This window comes from Streptomyces spectabilis (assembly GCF_008704795.1).
Lineage (GTDB): Bacteria > Actinomycetota > Actinomycetes > Streptomycetales > Streptomycetaceae > Streptomyces > Streptomyces spectabilis.
The window spans coordinates 4,774,168-4,792,207 of record NZ_CP023690.1 but is presented as its reverse complement, the minus strand read 5'-3'; the positions used below and the strand labels follow the sequence as shown (position 1 = coordinate 4,792,207).

At 70.8% G+C, this 18,040-nt stretch carries 18 protein-coding genes and 2 tRNA genes; 11 read left to right on the top strand and 9 right to left on the bottom strand.

Annotation, left to right across the window (positions count from 1 at the left end):
- Positions 1-12: 12 nt before the first annotated feature.
- The 5 genes from CP982_RS20820 to CP982_RS20800 all read right to left on the bottom strand — a co-directional run bounded on the left by CP982_RS20820 (position 13) and on the right by CP982_RS20800 (position 2,694).
- Entirely contained in the window at positions 13-822 is an 810-nt protein-coding gene (locus CP982_RS20820; RefSeq protein WP_150511927.1) for an ABC transporter permease, read from the bottom strand.
- Positions 819-1,814: an ABC transporter ATP-binding protein gene (locus CP982_RS20815; RefSeq protein WP_150511926.1), complete on the bottom strand. Its 996-nt coding sequence runs from the start codon at positions 1,812-1,814 to the stop codon at positions 819-821. The genes CP982_RS20820 and CP982_RS20815 overlap by 4 nt, the downstream gene beginning before the upstream one ends.
- Positions 1,815-2,003: 189 nt before the next feature.
- A tRNA-Gly gene (locus tag CP982_RS20810) sits at positions 2,004-2,079 on the bottom strand.
- A gap of 78 nt (positions 2,080-2,157) precedes the next feature.
- Positions 2,158-2,232: transfer RNA gene (locus CP982_RS20805), tRNA-Gly, on the bottom strand.
- Between the two features lie 144 nt (positions 2,233-2,376).
- A complete protein-coding gene (locus tag CP982_RS20800; protein ID WP_030685668.1) occupies positions 2,377-2,694 on the bottom strand; it encodes a histone-like nucleoid-structuring protein Lsr2 in 318 nt (105 codons plus the stop codon).
- Between the two features lie 432 nt (positions 2,695-3,126).
- Here CP982_RS20800 and purS point away from each other — a divergent pair, with 432 nt between their 5' ends.
- The 8 genes from purS to CP982_RS20760 all read left to right on the top strand — a co-directional run bounded on the left by purS (position 3,127) and on the right by CP982_RS20760 (position 10,268).
- Complete coding sequence (gene purS, locus CP982_RS20795) at positions 3,127-3,399, top strand: phosphoribosylformylglycinamidine synthase subunit PurS (protein WP_150511925.1); 273 nt, start codon at positions 3,127-3,129, stop codon at positions 3,397-3,399.
- Positions 3,396-4,079, top strand: coding sequence for a phosphoribosylformylglycinamidine synthase subunit PurQ (purQ, locus tag CP982_RS20790; RefSeq protein ID WP_150511924.1), 684 nt, complete (start codon positions 3,396-3,398; stop codon positions 4,077-4,079). Before purS ends, purQ begins: the two co-directional genes overlap by 4 nt.
- Positions 4,076-6,325, top strand: a complete 2,250-nt coding sequence (gene purL / locus CP982_RS20785; protein ID WP_150511923.1) for a phosphoribosylformylglycinamidine synthase subunit PurL — start codon at positions 4,076-4,078, stop codon at positions 6,323-6,325. Before purQ ends, purL begins: the two co-directional genes overlap by 4 nt.
- A gap of 121 nt (positions 6,326-6,446) precedes the next feature.
- The gene (locus tag CP982_RS20780) at positions 6,447-6,959 is read left to right on the top strand and encodes an ArsR/SmtB family transcription factor (RefSeq protein ID WP_150511922.1); all 513 of its coding nucleotides are present in this window, start codon (positions 6,447-6,449) and stop codon (positions 6,957-6,959) included.
- Positions 6,960-6,989: 30 nt separating this feature from the next.
- On the top strand, positions 6,990-7,847 hold the full coding sequence (locus CP982_RS20775) for a M23 family metallopeptidase (RefSeq protein WP_150511921.1): 858 nt from the start codon (positions 6,990-6,992) through the stop codon (positions 7,845-7,847).
- A 43-nt stretch (positions 7,848-7,890) separates the two neighbouring features.
- The gene (locus tag CP982_RS20770; RefSeq protein WP_150511920.1) at positions 7,891-8,568 is read left to right on the top strand and encodes a TetR/AcrR family transcriptional regulator; all 678 of its coding nucleotides are present in this window, start codon (positions 7,891-7,893) and stop codon (positions 8,566-8,568) included.
- A gap of 9 nt (positions 8,569-8,577) precedes the next feature.
- A complete protein-coding gene (locus CP982_RS20765; protein WP_150511919.1) occupies positions 8,578-9,375 on the top strand; it encodes a maleylpyruvate isomerase family mycothiol-dependent enzyme in 798 nt (265 codons plus the stop codon).
- 47 nt (positions 9,376-9,422) lie between these two features.
- Positions 9,423-10,268, top strand: a complete 846-nt coding sequence (locus CP982_RS20760) for an META domain-containing protein (protein ID WP_150511918.1) — start codon at positions 9,423-9,425, stop codon at positions 10,266-10,268.
- Between the two features lie 64 nt (positions 10,269-10,332).
- On the opposite strand, the gene CP982_RS20755 is transcribed toward CP982_RS20760, so the two are convergent.
- Positions 10,333-11,718 carry a sulfatase family protein gene (locus tag CP982_RS20755; protein WP_242785908.1) on the bottom strand — a complete coding sequence of 462 codons (1,386 nt, stop codon included), beginning with the start codon at positions 11,716-11,718 and terminating at the stop codon, positions 10,333-10,335.
- Positions 11,719-12,014: 296 nt separating this feature from the next.
- Entirely contained in the window at positions 12,015-12,113 is a 99-nt protein-coding gene (locus tag CP982_RS43125) for a putative leader peptide (RefSeq protein WP_311775231.1), read from the bottom strand.
- A 260-nt stretch (positions 12,114-12,373) separates the two neighbouring features.
- Here CP982_RS43125 and purF point away from each other — a divergent pair, with 260 nt between their 5' ends.
- Positions 12,374-13,900, top strand: coding sequence for an amidophosphoribosyltransferase (purF, locus tag CP982_RS20750; protein ID WP_150511917.1), 1,527 nt, complete (start codon positions 12,374-12,376; stop codon positions 13,898-13,900).
- Positions 13,901-13,932: 32 nt separating this feature from the next.
- A complete protein-coding gene (gene purM, locus CP982_RS20745; RefSeq protein WP_150511916.1) occupies positions 13,933-15,015 on the top strand; it encodes a phosphoribosylformylglycinamidine cyclo-ligase in 1,083 nt (360 codons plus the stop codon).
- 117 nt (positions 15,016-15,132) lie between these two features.
- Here purM and CP982_RS20740 read toward each other — a convergent pair whose 3' ends face one another.
- Together CP982_RS20740 and CP982_RS20735 are read right to left on the bottom strand one after the other, a co-directional pair.
- Positions 15,133-15,390 (bottom strand): DUF3073 domain-containing protein, encoded by a 258-nt coding sequence (locus CP982_RS20740; protein WP_150511915.1) that lies wholly within the window; start codon positions 15,388-15,390, stop codon positions 15,133-15,135.
- 384 nt (positions 15,391-15,774) lie between these two features.
- Complete coding sequence (locus tag CP982_RS20735) at positions 15,775-16,857, bottom strand: Leu/Phe/Val dehydrogenase (protein WP_150511914.1); 1,083 nt, start codon at positions 16,855-16,857, stop codon at positions 15,775-15,777.
- Between the two features lie 237 nt (positions 16,858-17,094).
- On the opposite strand from CP982_RS20735, the gene CP982_RS20730 reads away from it, so the two are divergent.
- Positions 17,095-17,967, top strand: a complete 873-nt coding sequence (locus tag CP982_RS20730; protein WP_150511913.1) for a DUF8083 family protein — start codon at positions 17,095-17,097, stop codon at positions 17,965-17,967.
- Positions 17,968-18,040 lie beyond the last annotated feature (73 nt).

Here is an 18,040-nt window from a genome sequence, read left to right as displayed (position 1 = left end):
TCGATCTCCTCCTCAGCGCCGGGGCTCCCAGCGGAACCACCGTCGTACAGCAAACACGCCGATCAGGATCCAGGCCACCGCGGTCGCGAGGGTGCCGAGCGCGTCGGTGAAGGAGAGCTGCCCGGTCCAGCCGCCGCGGATCAGTTCGATCACCGGGGAGAGCGGCAGGAGTTCGCAGATCCGGGCCAGCGGGTCGGGAAGGACTTCGAGCGGCACCATCGCGCCGGAGCCGAAGAACGAGAGGAACAGCAGCGGCATGGCCGCGACCTGCGCGCTCTCCACGCTCCGGCTGAAGCTCGCCGTCACGGCCGCGAGCAGGGGCCACAGTGCGAGGCCGAGGACGAGACCCAGGACGGCGTAGTGCGGCGCCTCGGGCGCCCCCACGTCGAGGAGTGCCAGGCAGCCCGCGGTCAGGAGCACGGACTGGACGAGGCCGATGGCCACGGAGGGGAGCGCGGCGCCCGCGAGGATCTCCGCGTCCCGCACCTCGCCGGTGCGCAGCCGCTTGAGGACGAGCTCCTCGCGCCGGGCCGCGTACACGTTCACAAGCGCCGAGTAGACGGCGAAGAGCAGGGAGAAGCCGATCGCGCCGGGCAGGACGACCGAGCCGACCGAAAGCCCGGTGCCCTTCAGGTCCATCCCCTCGGCGGCCTGGCGCACGCTGAACGGCATGACGAGCGGCAGGAAGAGCGCTCCGAACAGCGTGCCCTTGCTGCGGCCGAGCAGCGTCAGTTCGGCGCGCGCGAGGGCCCGCATGCGCCCGGCCGGAGTGGTGCGTGCGGAGCGCTCCGCCACGGGACGTGTCGTGGTCATCGTGCTCATGCCGCATCCTCCTCGGCCGCTCCGGCGGCGCGGGCCGCGTGCGGTTCGTTCGTCATGGGGGTGGTGCCGTCCGCGGCCGTCGCGTCCCGCGCGATCCGCAGGAAGGCCTCTTCGAGCGAGGCGGCGCGGATGTCGAGCCCGCGCAGTTCGACGCCCGCCCGTTGGGCCCAGACGAGCAGTTCGGTCGCGGAGCGCTGGAGCGTTCCGGTGCGCAGCCGGACCGTGCGGCCCACCAGTTCGTGGCCGGTCACGCCGAGGTCGGCGAGCGGCGGCAGATCGCCGGGGAAGTAGCCGTCGGGCAGGTCGAAGGAGATCTGCGAGGGCTGGGTGGCGACGACGTCGGCGACGCGTCCGGAGGCGGCGATGCGGCCCTCGTGCATGATCGCGAGGCGGTCGGCGAGCTGCTCGGCCTCCTCCAGGTAGTGCGTGGTGAGCAGCACGGTGGTGCCGTTGTCGCGCAGGGCGCGCACCAACTCCCAGGTCTCGCGGCGGCCTTCGGCGTCGAGTCCGGTGGTCGGCTCGTCGAGGAACAGCACCTCGGGGTCGCCCATGAGCGCCATCGCGAGGTCGAGCCGGCGCTTCTCGCCGCCGGAGAGCTGTTTCACGCGGGTCTCGCCGCGCCTGCTGAGCCCGACGGCCTCCAGGGCCTCGCCGACGGGACGTGCCCCGCTGGTGCACCCGGCCCACATGCGCGCGGTCTCGGTGACGGTCAGCTCGGAGGGGAAGCCGCCCTCCTGGAGCATCACGCCGATGCGCGGGCGCACCACGGCCCGGTCGCGGTAGGGGTCGTGCCCGAGGACGCGGATCTCGCCCGCGGCCGGTTCGGTGAGGCCTTCCAGGAGTTCGACGGTGGAGGTCTTGCCCGCGCCGTTCGTCCCCAGGAGGGCGAACAGCTCGCCCCGCCCCACGGTGAACGAGATCCCCCGGACCGCTTCGTAGCCGCCCGCGTAGGTCCGCCGCAGGTCGGTGACGTCGATCACGTGCTCAGTCATGACTCAAGCGTTCCGTGGCCGGGGGCGGTCCGGCAGTGCGGCCTGTCATCGGCACCCATGACAAATGTCAGATCGCCGCGCCGCGGGCCGTGGTCCGGAATCGGCCTGTGGACTGGAATCGGCCCGTGATCCGGAAGCGTCCGGGGAACAGCAAGAAGCCCGGTACCTGGGGTACCGGGCTTCTCCTTGTGGAGCGAACGACGAGGTTCGAACTCGCGACCTCAACCTTGGCAAGGTTGCGCTCTACCAACTGAGCTACGTTCGCATCTTGCTCCCGACCGGCTTTCACCGATCGGTGCGAGCACCAGCCTACCGCACCCGGAAGGGTGGTCGGTCACTGGTGTGGAGCGGGTGACAGGGATCGCACACTGCGCCTTCCCCCTGGAAGGGGGATGTTCTACTACTGAACTACACCCGCACGCTGCTGTGGGATTCGGCCTTTCGGCCTGGCCCCTCGGCGTGCTCCAGACTTTAGCTGATCACCAGGGGTGCCGCGCAAGTCGGCTGCGCAGCACCCCTGGAGAGGCCGGCCGGCCGGGGTCGGCGGGGACCCGGCCGGAGGTCAGTTGGCGGCTTCGAAGGCCTCGTACACCTTCTTCGGGATGCGCCCCCGGGGCGGCACGTCGAGCTGGTGGGAGCGGGCCCAGGCGCGCACGGCGGCGGGGTCGGCCGTCACCGCCGTGTGCCGGTAGACCTTGCCGGACTTCGACTTCTTGCGGGCCGCCTGCAGGTAGGGAGCCAGCACCTTGCGAAGTTTCTCGGCATTGGTTTCGTTGAGGTCGATCTCGTACGACCTTCCGTCGAGACCGAAGGCGACCGTTTCCGCCGCTTCTGAGCCGTCGATGTCGTCATAGAGAGTGACCACGACACGCTGCGCCACGAATATCGGTCCTTTCGTGCGACGCCACCGCATATGACATGCGCTGATGCCGACTGTCCGGCAGTTTTGGGACAAAGTATCGGCTATTGCCAATTCCTTTGTACAGGGCCCGGCAATGAAGGGGGAAGTCGGCTAAATCTCACCGCGTGTTCCGGCGCCGTGGAGCCGGGAATGTCGCCCCTGGGCGCACGTCAGCAGACTGTCCGGGCGGGGGCGCCCGGCGCAATGGTGAACTGTGATCTTTTCCGGGATTTTTCGCGCACGCGACGGCCGCGACACCCGGATGACCAGCCGAGCCCCGCGTCGAAGTGACTGGCGTCACGTATGTTGCTACGAATCTACGCGGGTAGAAATTTTGTGCGGGTAGTCTGAAGGAACCTGCTGAGCACCACGCCTGGCAGCACACGCAAGCACCACACACCGGGAGTGCCAGTGGCACGCGTCGTAGTCGACGTCATGCTCAAGCCGGAGATCCTCGACCCCCAGGGACAGGCGGTGCAGCGTGCACTGCCGCGCCTCGGATTCCAGGGCATCTCCGATGTACGTCAGGGAAAGCGCTTCGAACTCGAAGTGGACGGGCCGGTGGACGACGCCGCGCTCGCCCGTATCCACGAGATGGCGGAAACCTTCCTCGCCAACACGGTGATCGAGGACTTCGTCGTAAAGGTGGAAGCCGCCGAGGGATCCGCGGGGGCCCAGAAGTGACTGCCCGAATCGGAGTCGTCACATTTCCGGGAACCCTGGACGACCGTGACACGCAGCGCGCGGTGCGCCTTGCGGGCGCGGAGGCGGTGCCGCTGTGGCACCGGGACAAGGACCTCAAGCAGGTCGACGCCGTGGTGCTGCCCGGCGGTTTCAGTTACGGCGACTATCTGCGGGCCGGCGCGATCTCGCGTTTCTCGCCCGTCATGGAGTCGGTCATCGACCAGGCCAAGGCGGGAATGCCGGTCCTCGGGATCTGCAACGGCTTCCAGGTCCTGACCGAGACGCACCTGCTGCCCGGCGCGATGCTGCGCAACAACCACCTGCACTTCATCTGCCGCGACCAGAAGCTGCGGGTCGAGACGGACAAGACCGCCTGGACGGCCGACTACGAGCCGGGCCAGGAGATCTCCATCCCGCTGAAGAACATCGACGGACGCTACGTCGCGGACGAGCGCACCCTCGACATGCTGGAGGCCGAGGGCCGCGTCGCCTTCCGCTATCTGGACATGAACCCGAACGGCTCGCTGCGCGACATCGCGGGCATCACGAACGAGGCCGGGAACGTGGTCGGCCTCATGCCGCACCCCGAGCACGCGGTCGAGCCGCTGATCGGGACCGGCCGCACGGACGGCCTGGGGTTCTTCACCTCGATCCTGAAGAAGCTGGTGGACGCCCGATGACCCTCGACACCGTCAAGCACGCGACGGAGAACCCCGAGGCCGCGCAGCCCTGGAAGGAACTCGGCCTCAAGGAGGACGAGTACGCGCGGATCAGGGAGATCCTCGGCCGCCGCCCGACCGGCGCCGAGCTCGCCATGTACTCCGTCATGTGGTCCGAGCACTGCTCGTACAAGAGCAGCAAGGTCCATCTGAAGCAGTTCGGCGAGAAGGTCCCCGAGAACGACGCCATGCTCGTCGGCATCGGCGAGAACGCGGGCGTGGTCGACGTCGGCCAGGGCTACGCGGTCACCTTCAAGGTCGAGTCGCACAACCACCCCTCGTACATCGAGCCGTACCAGGGCGCCGCGACCGGCGTCGGCGGCATCGTGCGCGACATCCTCGCGATGGGCGCGCGCCCGGTCGCGGTCGTGGACCCGCTGCGCTTCGGTGCCGCCGACCACCCCGACACCAAGCGCGTGCTTCCCGGCGTGGTCGCGGGCATCGGCGGCTACGGCAACTGCCTCGGCCTGCCGAACATCGGCGGCGAGGTCGTCTTCGACCCCTGCTACCAGGGCAACCCGCTGGTCAACGCCGGGTGCATCGGCGTGATGAAGCACGAGGACATCCACCTCGCGAAGGCCTCGGGCGCGGGCAACAAGGTCATCCTGTACGGCGCCCGCACGGGCGGCGACGGCATCGGCGGAGTCTCCGTGCTCGCGTCCGAGACCTTCGAGTCGACCGGTCCGGCGAAGCGCCCGGCCGTGCAGGTCGGCGACCCCTTCCAGGAGAAGCTCCTCATCGAGTGCACCCTGGAGATCTTCAAGGAGAAGCTGGTCGACGGCATCCAGGACCTCGGCGGCGCCGGGCTCTCCTGTGCGACCAGCGAGCTGGCATCCGCCGGTTCCGGCGGCATGCGCGTCGAGCTCGACACCGTGCCGCTGCGCGACGCGACCCTCTCGCCCGAGGAAATCCTCATGAGCGAGTCGCAGGAACGCATGTGCGCGATCGTCGAGCCCGGCAAGGTCGAGCGCTTCCTGGAGATCTGCGAGAAGTGGGACGTCATCGCGACCGTCATCGGTGAGGTGACGGACGGCGAGCGCCTGGAGATCTTCTGGCACGGCGAGCAGATCGTGGACGTGCCGCCGCGCACGGTCGCGCACGAGGGCCCGGTCTACCACCGCCCCTACGCGCGCCCCAGCTGGCAGGACGCCCTCCAGGCCGACGACGCGGCGAAGCTGCCGCGCCCGGCGACCGCCGAGGAGCTGAAGGACCAGGTCCTGAAGGTCGTGGCGTCCCCGAACCAGGCCTCCAAGGCGTGGATCACCGACCAGTACGACCGCTTCGTGCAGGGCAACACGATCCTCGCGCAGCCCGAGGACGCGGGCATGGTCCGCGTCGACGAGGACACCAACCTCGGCGTCGCCATGGCCACCGACGGCAACGGCCGGTACGCGAAGCTCGACCCGTACGCGGGCGCGCAGCTCGCGCTCGCCGAGTCGTACCGCAACGTCGCGGCCTCCGGCGCCAAGCCGCTCGCCATCTCCAACTGCCTGAACTTCGGCTCGCCCGAGGACCCGGACGTGATGTGGCAGTTCGCCGAGGCCACCCGCGGCCTCGCGGACGGCTGCCTCCAGCTCGGCACCCCGGTCACCGGCGGCAACGTCTCGCTGTACAACCAGACCGGCGAGACGGCGATCCACCCGACCCCGGTCGTGGCCGTGCTCGGCGTCATCGACGACGTCACGCGCCGCACGCCGATCGCGTTCAAGGAAGAGGGCCAGCTCCTCTACCTGCTCGGCGACACGGCCGAGGAGTTCGGCGGCTCGGCCTGGTCGGGGGTCGTCCACGACCACCTCGGCGGCCTGCCGCCCAAGGTCGACCTGGAGCGCGAGCGGCTGCTCGCCGAGATCCTGATCTCGGCCTCGCGCGACGGCATGATCGACGCCGCGCACGACCTGTCGGACGGCGGCCTGGTCCAGGCGGTCGTGGAGTCCTGTCTGCGCGGCGGCAACGGCGCACGCCTCGTCGTGCCGGACGGCCTCGACGCGTTCACGTTCCTCCTCTCCGAGTCGGCGGGCCGCGCGGTCGTGGCCGTGCCGCGCAGTGAGGAGCTCCGCTTCACCGACATGTGCGGCGCCCGGGGCCTCCCGGTCACGCGGATCGGTGTCGTGGACGGCGACGCCGTGGAGGTGCAGGGCCAGTTCGCGCTGCCCCTGAGCGAGCTGCGCACGGCCCACACGGAGACGATCCCCGGGCTCTTCGCCTAGGACGTCACTTCGCTCGCGGAGCCCCCGCCCGGACCTGGTCCGGGCGGGGGCTCCGGCGTTTCCGGACGCGGCCGCGGCTTCTCCACTTGTTTGGAGTTACGTAATTACGTAACCTACGATCATGGAGTTGGAGGAGCGCGTCGCCGAGCTCGAACGGCGCATGGCGGCACTGGAGAGCGCGGGCCGTGACCGCGAAGGGGCCGCGCCCGTCGTGAGCGAGAGCGACTTCTGGGCCCTGGAGGGCCTGAAGGCGCAGCTCGCCGAGCACGGGGCCGCCGACGGCGGTGTCCTGTACACGGGGGCGGTGCGGCTGCCGACCGGGGAGCGCTACGACTGGCAGACCGGCCAGTTCACCGAGGTGCTCCTCGACGGCGACTGGTCCGAAGCCGCCGAGTCCTTCGCCGCGCTCGGCCACGCCGTACGGCTCCGGCTGCTGCGCGAGATCCTCGGCGGCCGCCGCACCGCCGCGGAGCTCGCCGCGCTCGACGGCGTCGGCACGACCGGCCAGATCTACCACCACCTGCGCCAACTGACCGGCGCGGGCTGGCTGCACACCACGGCCCGGGGCCGCTACCAGGTGCCCGCGGACCGGGTGGTGCCGCTGCTCGTCTTCGTCGCGGCCGCCCGGCCCTGACCGCACCGCATCCGCCAGGGGGAAACCACCGTGTCCATACGCAAGTTCGCCGCCGTCCTCGGCCGCTTCCTGTGGCTGGTCTTCATCGTGCAGGCGACCGCCGGGTTCTTCGTGGACCTGCCGTACAACTACTGGCTGGGCTGGCTCCCGGCCGTCGCCGCCATCGGCCTGCGCCTGCTGCCGGGGCGCAAGGCGCGGCAGCAGATCGTGAGCGACCCGCCGGAGCCCGTCGAGGTGGAGGCGCCGGTCACCGGCCGCTGGTCCGCGCTCAACAGCCCGGCCGACAAGGTGCCGAGCCACGGCACGCACAGCCTCGGCCAGACGTACGCCATCGACATCACGGCCGAGGGCGACGAGTCCGGCAAGGACGCCCGGCCCGGCTTCTCCTGGCTCTGGCCCGTGGCCCGGCGCAACCGCGCCTACCCCGCCTTCGGCGCCCCGCTGCTCGCCGTCGCCGACGCGACCGTCGTGCACGCGGAGGACGGCCAGCGCGACCACCTCAGCCGCACCTCCCTCCTCGGGCTCCTCTACTTCTTCTTCGTCGAGGCCGCGGTGCGCGGCGCGGGCCCGGTCCGCCGCGTCGTCGGCAACCACGTCGTCCTGGACCTCGGCGACGGCACCCACGCCATGTACGCGCACGTGCGGCGTGGCTCCCTCGCCGTGCGCGTCGGCGACCGGGTGCGCGTGGGCCAGGCCATCGGACAGTGCGGGAACTCCGGCAACACCACGGAGCCGCACGTCCACTTCCAGCTGATGGACGGCCCCGACATCGACACGGCGCGCGGCGTCCCGTTCCGGTGGCGCGGGGTGGGTGTGCCCGCCAACAGGGAGGTGTTCACGGTGGCTCCCGAAGGGGCACCTGCGGCCAGCAAATCCCTGACCCGGTAAATCTTTGATCTCAGCCAAAAATCATCCGCATACAATGCGGAGCATGGCACAGAGAGACGCGCTGGCCGCCGCTGAGGCGCCCCAGGCCCGTCGGCCCGGGTTGCGCGAGCGCAAGAAGCGGCAGACCGCCGAGCGCATTTGGCGGGCCGCGGTGGACCTCTTCGTCGAGCGCGGCTTCGACAAGGTGTCCGTCGCCGAGATCGCGGAGGCCGCCGACGTATCGAAGATGACCGTCTTCAACTACTTCGGTACGAAGGAGGACCTGGTCCTCGGGCCGATGGAGGAGCACGTCGCCGACGCCGCCGACGCGGTGCGCGGCCGTGCCCCCGGCGAGTCCGCCGTGGACGCCCTGCGCCGCCAGCTGCTCGGCGCGATCGCGGAGCGCTCCCCGGCCGTCGGGCTCAGCGACGACCAGCGCTCGCTCCGGACGCTGCGCCTCGTCCTGGAGACACCCGTCCTTCTCAAGCGGGCGCACGACTTCCACCTGCGCGGCCAGACCCTGCTCGCCGACGTCCTCGCCGAGGAGATCGACGAGCCGGTGCTCGCCCACGTCGCCGCCGCCCAGCTCATCGCCGTACGCAACGCCGTCTGCTCGGACGCCATGCGCCGCCGCATGGCGGGAGAACCCCTTGAGGCGATCGCGGCGGACGCCGAGCGGCATGCCCGAGCGGCCTTCGACCTCCTGGAAAAAGGACTCAGCGAGTTCGCGGTGAAGGCTTAGGCTCCCGCTATGCCACCGGCCAAGAAGCGTGCGCGCGCCTACGACCCGACGAAGATCCGCACCGCCGTCCTCGCCCAGTACGCGACCGTGCGGGAAGCGGTCGCGGGCCTCACGGACGAGCAACTGGCCCGGCCCACACGGCTCGGCGACTGGACCGTGTGCGAACTGGCCGCGCATTTGACGATGTCGCTCGGCGCGGTCGCCCGCTCCCTGGCCGCGCCCGAGCCGGACAAGGCCGATGTCACCCTGCGGAACTGGGCGTTCCAGACCTCCGCGGCCGCGGGCCAGGTCGACGAGGACGTCCGTGCCGTCGTGAGCGGGGGCGCGGACCTCGACGCCCTGTTCGGCCAGGCCGCCGACCGGCTCGCGGAGGCGCTGCCCGGCGTCCCCGGCACCCGGCTCGTCCAGATGCGGTTCGGCGGCATGACCCTCGCCGACTTCATGGTCACGCGCACCGTCGAACTCGTCGTCCACACCGACGACCTGAACGACGCCGTGCCCGGCCTCGACGTCCCGTACGATCGCCAGGCCCTGGCCGCCTGCACCCGGCTCCTGGCCGACACCTTGGCCCTCAAGGCCCCCGGCGGCTCGGTGGAGGTGCGGATTCCGCCGTACGCCGTGGTGCAGTGCGTCGAGGGGCCCCGGCACACCCGCGGCACCCCGCCGAACGTCGTCGAGACCGACCCGCTGACGTGGATCCGGCTCGCGACCGGGCGGACGACGTGGGCCGCCGCGCTCGACGCGGCGAAGGTCGGCGCGAGCGGCGAACGGGCGGACCTGGGCGGGCTCCTGCCGCTGATGTCGTAGCCGCTGCGGGGAGGGAACCGGTCCGCTCGTCGCCCCGTCACAGTGACATGTACAAGCAGCGCGTTACCCAGACCCTCACCGTCCTCGCCGCCGCCGGTCTGCTCGCCGCCTGCGGCTCGGAGTCCGGCTCCGGCGACTCCGACACGTCAGGCAAGAAGGACTCCGGCTCCGTCGGTTCCAAGACGTCCCTGACCGGCGTGCGCTGGAACGTCGAGAGCCTCACCGTCGACGGCAAGAAACAGAAGGCGCCCGACGACGTCTACGTACGGCTCGGCGGAAAGGGCGGCACCGGCGGCCACTTCGGCTGCAACGGCTACGGCGCCGACGTCTCCGTGAAGGGCGACACCGTCCGCTTCAAGCCCGGCGTGCACACCCAGATGGCCTGCGAGGCGCTCGACTTCGAGAACAGCCTCGCCCGCGCCATCGACGGCAAGCTCAAGGCCAGCGTCGACGACGACCGCCTCACCCTCACCAACGCCAAGGGCGACCGGATCGCCCTGACCTCAAGGCCCGTGGCCCCCGGCGCCCCGCTCCAGGGCACCACCTGGACCGTGGACTCCGTGGGTACGGGCGACTCGGCGCGGCCCCTGCCGAAGCAGGTGGCGGGCAAGGCCAAGCTGATCTTCGGCAAGGACGGCACCGTCCGCGGCAACCTCGGCTGCAACGACGTCACCGGCAAGGCCGAGGCGCACGACGGCGCCCTCGCCCTCGGCGCGCCGAAGCTGACCCGCATGATGTGCGTGGGTCCCAAGGCGAAGACCGAGAGCGACCTGCTCAAACTGTTCGACGGCAAGGCCGAGTACGAGGTCAAGGACGACGGCCTCACGCTCACGGCCGAGGACGGCACCGTGGTCAGCGCGACCGCGACCCTGTCCGCCGACGCGAAGAAGTAGCCCGCCCGCTCCGCGCCGCGGCCGCCCGGCAGCGGCCCGCCGCACCCCCGCGCGGAGCCGGCCCTCACGCCGTCGGATACGGCAGCAGTCCCGCGTCCGTCCGCTCCCACGCCGTCCGCAGCTCCGCGAGGAGCGCCGGCTCCCGGCGCGCCAGGTCCGCCTGTTCCCGCTGGTCGCGGCCCAGGTGGAAGAGCTGGTCCGCGCCGCCCTTGCCGCGGTAGTACTTCCACGGCCCGCGCCGCAGCGCACGCTCGCCGCGCACCCGCCAGAACAGGTCCCGCTCGCCCGGCTCCGTACCGCGCAGCAGATAGCGGGCGAGGCTCGTGCCGTCCAGCGGACGGGCCGGGTCCGGCCGGGCCCCGGCGAGTTCGAGCAGCGTCGCCGTCCAGTCGGGCGTGTACACCGGCTCCTCGCTGACCTGCCCGCCGTCCAGTCGGGCGGGCCAGCGCAGGATCGTCGGCACCCGGATGCCGCCCTCCCGCAGCGAGCCCTTGTTCCCGGAAAGCGGCCAGTTGTAGGAGAAGCGTTCGCCGCCGTTGTCGGAGGCGAAGAAGACGAGGGTGTCGCGCTCCTGGCCGGACTTCTTCAGGGCGTGCAGCACGTGCCCGATCGACCGGTCCAGGTCCTGCACCATCTCCGTGTACTTGGCGATCGACCCGCCGTCCTGGTGCCTCAGGGCGCCGCGGTCCCCGGCCTTGATCCGCCGCACGACCTCCGCGCTCGCCTCGGTGTCGCCGTCGGCGATCCACGGCCAGTGCGGCGTCGTGAAGTTGAGGTTGAGCAGCCACGGCCGGTCGTGCTCGCGCCGCACGTAGTCGCTGGCCCGCTCGGTCAGGATGCGGGTGTAGTAGCGCAGGTCCTTGTGGGTCGCGTCGCCCTCGTACAGGTCGTACTCGCCGCCGAGGCCGAGCTTGGAGTAGTACTCCAGGGCCCCGCCGAAGTTCCCGAAGAACTCGTCCCAGCCCGACCTGGTGGGCGAGTAGTCCGGCAGGTAGCCGCAGTGCCACTTGCCGATCAGGGCGGTCGCGTACCCGGCGTCGCGCAGCAGCGAGGCGAGCGTGGGGTGGGTGGGCTCCAGGCCCACTGACTTGTCCGCGATGGGCTCGGCGAGCCCGCCCTTCGTCCGCCCGGGGAAGCGCCCGGTGTACAGGCTGAAGCGGGTCGGGGAGCAGGTCGCGGAGCCGGAGTAGGCCTGGGTGAAGCGCACGCCCTGGCGGGCGAGGCGGTCCAGGTGCGGGGTTCTGATGTGCGGCGAGCCGTAGGACGACAGATCGGCCCAGCCGAGGTCGTCGCCGAGGACGAAGAGGATGTTGGGCCGTCGGCCGGCCTTGCCGTCGTGCCGCTCGCGCGCCGCGAAGGGCCGCTCGGCGGGTCGCTCGGCGGGCCGCTCGAAGGGCGCGGCGACGGCCTCGCCCGCCCCGACCCCGACGGCAGCGGCGGCCCCCGCCACCCCTCCTGCGAAGGCACGCCGGGACAGTGGACTCTCGTACGAAGACACAAAGGGCTCCAGGAGCGGAGAAGGCCCCCGTCGCGGGGGCGTGCGGATGCCTCCGCGACGAAGCGGCGGGGCACGGCCCGCGGGGGCGGAGGAGCGCCCCGGGCGGGGCGGAAGAAGCGCGGAGGAAGCCGGACGACCCGGGCGGAGAGGCACCGAAGTGACCCGAAGGGGGAACGTTTCAGCGTGACAAACGTCCCATGGGCCAGTGGGGCAAACCGCCCTGAAACAGGGCAAAGTAAAAGACCGGCTCAGACGCCGAAACGACAGATCGCGCTCGCGACGCGGGCCAGATCGACATGGCGGCGCCACACGAGCGGGACCGTCAGCGGGTCACCGAAGGGCTGCATGAACCAGGAGCCTCACGGAGCCCGCTGAGGCCTGTCAATGCACTGTCGTGCCTGTTCACGAGCCGTTCGCACGGTCGAAGCAACCCGGCCGGGACACGATCGGGAAGGGCCTCGCCAGGAGATCCGCAACCGGGCTCCTTGGCGGAACGTACATATTCAGCCGCGGCCCTCCGAGCCCCCGTAAAGGCCGCGCCTACGCTCCGTACAAGACCCGCATCCCCAATTCGGACCAGTGGTCGATCTCGCCTACACTCGGTGCCGTGCCACGTGGTGACGGTCGACTCAATCACGATCTGCTCCCCGGCGAGAAAGGCCCCCAGGACGCTTGCGGCGTCTTCGGTGTCTGGGCTCCGGGCGAAGAGGTCGCAAAGCTCACGTACTTCGGGCTCTACGCCCTCCAGCATCGGGGTCAGGAATCCGCGGGAATCGCGGTCAGCAACGGCTCCCAGATCCTCGTCTTCAAGGACATGGGCCTCGTGTCCCAGGTCTTCGACGAAACCTCCCTCGGCTCCCTCCAGGGTCACATCGCGGTCGGACACGCCCGCTACTCGACCACCGGAGCCTCCGTCTGGGAGAACGCCCAGCCCACCTTCCGCGCCACGGCCCACGGCTCCATCGCCCTCGGCCACAACGGCAACCTGGTCAACACGGCCCGTCTCGCCGAGATGGTCGCCGACCTGCCGAAGGAGAACGGCCGCGCGACCCAGGTCGCCGCGACCAACGACACGGACCTGGTCACCGCGCTGCTCGCGGGCCAGACCGACGCCGACGGCAAACCGCTGACCATAGAAGAGGCCGCCGCCGCGGTCCTGCCGCAGGTGCGGGGCGCCTTCAGCCTCGTCTTCATGGACGAGCACACGCTGTACGCGGCCCGCGACCCGCAGGGCATCCGCCCGCTGGTGCTCGGCCGCCTGGAGCGCGGCTGGGTCGTCGCCTCGGAGTCCGCCGCGCTCGACATCTGCGGCGCCAGCTTCGTCCGCGAGATCGAGCCGGGCGAGTTCGTCGCCATCGACGAGAACGGCCTGCGCACCTCCCGATTCGCGGAAGCGAAGCCCAAGGGCTGTGTCTTCGAGTATGTCTATCTGGCTCGGCCCGACACCGACATCGCGGGGCGGAACGTCTATCTCTCGCGCGTTGAGATGGGTCGAAAACTGGCCAAGGAAGCGCCGGTCGACGCGGACCTGGTCATAGCGACGCCCGAGTCCGGCACCCCCGCCGCGATCGGCTACGCGGAAGCCTCCGGCATCCCCTTCGGCGCGGGCCTCGTCAAGAACGCCTATGTCGGGCGGACCTTCATCCAGCCCTCCCAGACCATCCGCCAGCTGGGCATCCGGCTGAAGCTGAACCCCCTCAAGGAAGTCATCAGGGGCAAGCGCCTGGTGGTCGTCGACGACTCGATCGTCCGCGGCAACACCCAGCGCGCCCTGGTCAAGATGCTCCGCGAGGCGGGCGCCGCCGAGGTGCACGTGCGGATCTCCTCGCCGCCCGTGAAGTGGCCGTGCTTCTTCGGCATCGACTTCGCGACCCGCGCCGAGCTCATCGCCAACGGCATGACCATCGACGAGATCGGCACCTCGCTCGGCGCCGACTCCCTGTCGTACATCTCCATCGACGGCATGATCGAGGCGACCACCATCGACAAGCCGGACCTGTGCCGCGCCTGCTTCGACGGCGAGTACCCGATGGAGCTGCCCGACCCCGAGCTGCTGGGCAAGCAGCTCCTGGAGACGGAGCTGGCCGCGGGCCCGGCGGCCACGGCCGCCGCCGACGCGATCCGTCGCCCCTGAGCCCCATCGTCAACACCGAAAGATCCCGGGCAATGTCTGAGACAACTGCTGGTACTGGTGCCTCCTACGCCGCGGCGGGCGTCGACATCGAAGCGGGCGACCGCGCCGTCGAGCTCATGAAGGAGTGGGTCAAGAAGACCCAGCGTCCGGAGGTGGCGGGCCTCGGCGGCCTCGGCGGCTTCGCCGGGCTCTTCGACGCCTCCGCCCTCAAGCGCTTCGAGCGGCCGCTGCTCGCCTCCGCGACGGACGGCGTCGGCACCAAGGTCGATCTCGCCCGGCAGCTCGGCGTGTACGACACCATCGGCCACGACCTGGTCGCCATGGTCATGGACGACATCGTCGTGTGCGGCGCCGAGCCGCTGTTCATGACCGACTACATCTGCGTCGGCAAGGTCCACCCGGAGCGCGTCGCCGCCATCGTCAAGGGCATCGCCGAGGGCTGTGTGCTCGCGGGCTGCGCGCTCGTCGGCGGCGAGACGGCCGAGCACCCGGGCCTGCTCGGCCCGGACGACTTCGACGTCGCGGGCGCGGGCACGGGCGTCGTGGAGGCGGACCGCGTGCTCGGCCCCGATCGCATCCGCAAGGGTGACGCCGTCATCGCCATGGCGTCCTCCGGTCTTCACTCCAACGGGTACTCGCTGGTCCGGCATGTGGTCTTCGACCGCGCGAAGATGACCCTGGGTCAGCAGGTCGAGGAGTTCGGCCGCACCCTCGGCGAGGAGCTCCTGGAGCCCACCAGGATCTACTCCCTGGACTGTCTGGCGCTCACCCGCACCACCGACGTGCACGCGTTCAGCCACGTCACCGGAGGCGGCCTCGCGGCGAACCTGGCCCGGGTGATCCCCGAAGGGCTGCACGCCACCGTCGACCGCTCCACATGGGCGCCGGGTGCCGTCTTCGACCTCGTCGGCAAGGCGGGCCGGGTCGAGCGCCTGGAGCTGGAGAAGACCCTGAACATGGGCGTCGGCATGATCGCCGTCGTGCCCGAGGACTCCGTCGACGTGGCCCTGGCGACGCTCGCCGACCGCGGCGTCGACTCCTGGGTCGCGGGTGAGATCACCGACCGCGGTGACCACGCCACCGGGGCCGAGCTCACGGGCGACTACGCCAAGTAATCCACGCCGCACAGCACGAAACCCGGTCCGGCAAACTGCCCGGACCGGGTGAAGTGCGTTGTCGCGCTGCCTGCGAGAGGTCGCGGACGTTTCCGCGCGAAGTACCGAACTACGAGGTCAAGCGCCGCGGCGCTGCTGTGACGGGCCGGACTCGTCCGCCTCGTCGTCATCGTCGTCGGTGTTGTACAGATCCGCGTACTGCGCGTACGGGTCTTCTTCGTCTTCGTCATCCTCGAACGGCTCGCCGTTCGGCGGCTGCTGCGAAGTCGAAGCGCCCAGCTCATTGGCCAGACGCGACAGGTCAGTCCCGCCGCTGTTGTACTTCAGCTGGCGGGCGACCTTTGTCTGCTTGGCCTTGGCCCGGCCGCGCCCCATGGCTCGACCCCCTCGGTATCGGGGCTCATGGCCCCAGAGTCTTGACACGCGTTCATGATCCGGAACGGGCTCTCCGTGGAGAGACCGGTCCGTAGGGCTTCCACGGTACCTGTTCCTGCGGCCATACGGTACGTCGCCCGCAGGACGCGCCTCGGCGCACGACCGGCGAGGAGCCCTTTCCTCGCTGGTCAGCTGCGATTTTAACCTCTTCTTGGCGGGCGACCCGCCGACGGGCGTGAGTCTTCTCTCCCGATGACGCCGGCGGGCCCCGACGGGGGCCTTGTCAGGGCCCGATCAGGCCGTTCTGGAGGCCGTATTCAGTTGTCCACGGGCTGCGTTCCATTGCCTTTCGGACACTTTGCGCAGCCTTTCGCCCGGTACGCGTCAGCCGCGACGGGCCTCCGCGATGCGCTGCTCGGCGATCCTGTCGGCCGCGGCGGCCGGCGGAATCCCATCCGCCTTCGCGCGAGCGAATATGGCGAGCGTGGTGTCGTAGATCTTCGAGGCCTTCGCCTTGCAGCGGTCGAAGTCGAAGCCGTGCAGCTCGTCGGCGACCTGGATGACACCGCCCGCGTTGACCACGTAGTCCGGGGCGTAGAGGATGCCGCGGTCGGCGAGGTCCTTCTCGACGCCGGGGTGCGCGAGCTGGTTGTTGGCCGCGCCGCACACGATCCGCGCGGTGAGGACCGGCACGGAGTCGTCGTCGAGCGCGCCGCCGAGGGCGCACGGCGCGTACACGTCCAGGCCCTCGGTGCGGATCAGGGCCTCGGTGTCGGCGACCGCGCCCACCTGCGGGTGCTTGTCCGTGATGCGGCGCACGGACTCCTCGCGCACATCCGTGATCACGACCTCGGCGCCGTCCTCGATGAGGTGCTCGACGAGGATGTGGCCGACCTTGCCGACGCCCGCGACGCCGACCTTGCGGCCGCGCAGCGACGGCTCGCCCCACAGGTGTGCCGCCGACGCCCGCATGCCCTGGAAGACGCCGAAGGCGGTCAGCACGGACGAGTCGCCCGCGCCGCCGTTCTCGGGGGAGCGGCCGGTCGTCCAGCGGCTCTCGCGCGCCACGACGTCCATGTCCGCCACGTACGTACCGACGTCGCAGGCCGTCACGTAGCGGCCGCCGAGGGAGGCCACGAAGCGGCCGTAGGCCAGGAGCAGCTCGTCGCTCTTGATCTTGTCCGGGTCGCCGATGATGACGGCCTTGCCCCCGCCGTGGTCGAGTCCGGCCATGGCGTTCTTGTACGACATGCCGCGGGCGAGGTTCAGCGCGTCGGCGACGGCCGCTTCCTCGGTGGCGTAGGGGTAGAAGCGCGTGCCGCCGAGGGCGGGGCCCAGGGCGGTGGAGTGGATGGCGATGACGGCCTTGAGTCCGCTGGCGCGGTCCTGGCAGAGCACGACCTGCTCATGACCCCCTTGTTCCGACTGGAACAGGGTGTGCAGGACGCCGTCGGTTACATCGGTCACGGTGGTGACTCCCGGTTACGTAGCGGCGGTTGGACGGGTGGCCCGTGCGGGTGGCGGGTCCCGTTGTGGCATGAGAGTAGAGCCTCGGAGGGACCCGCCGCCGCACGGAGGTCGGCAAGACTCTGTCCCCTCCTCGCGGGGGTCACTCTCCCGGGCTGAGAGACGGAGTACGACGGTGTTCGGCCATGGCACGATCTGCAGTGTTTTCCAGCCGGTACGCGGGGGAGGGGAGGAGCCGTGCCCAAGGTGTCCTCGGTGGTCGTCCCGTATGCGTCGTACTTGCGCGTGTACGAGCCCCTCGCCGCCTTCCCCGAGCCCGAGCGCACCCACTGGGCGCGCTACGCACGCCGCTCGGAGCGGCCCTCCTACCAGGACGAACTACGGGCTTCGCTGGCCGATCTGGCGCCCACGCCGCCGATCCCGGTGCCGGTGCACGAGAGCCGCGACGCGTTCGTGGTGGAGGCGGACGGCGTGGTGTGCGTCTGCCCCTGGCGCACCCGGCTGCGCGGCTGGCAGGCCCTCGGCGATCTGGCCGAGCAGCTGCCCGCGCCGGTCCTGGACGCGGTCATCCCGCCGGTGGTGCGCCGGCAGGCGACCGCGGACTACGAGGCCTGGCTGGCCCGCAACCCCGACGCGCGCCCCTGGATCCGCACGGCGACCTGGCACGTCCCGCTGAACTGGTTCGTCCTGGTGGCGGACGAGGAGCGCTTCTACGACACGGGGTACGCCGACGCCGCCGACGAGAGCGAGCCGCCCGGGGCCGCGGCGCCCGTCCTGCGGTACCGCACGCCGATGGTGCAGGCCCGCCGCCGGGTCGCGCGGGGCCTGAAGGCGCTGCGCGACGCCATGGACGAGGGGCCGCTCATCGACGGCCTGGTGGACGTGGGCCGGTGGCTGGAGGAGTTCCATCCGCGCTCGCTCGTCGAGCTGGACTACGGCGGTCTGGTGCACACGCTGTCGCGGGAGACGCTCGACGAGGACCACTCGGCGGCGGACGTGGCCGCGGGCATCGAGGCGCTGCGCGACGGTGACGGGGTGGGCGCGAGTGAGGCGTACGCCCGGCTCGTCGAGCGCTGGCGCGCGGTCCGGGAGCGGCAGTTCTCGAACTGACGTCGCGTTCCTTGACGAAGCCGTGACCACGAGCCGGTGGTTTTCCCCTGGAAGTAGTGCATCCTGGGCTTTC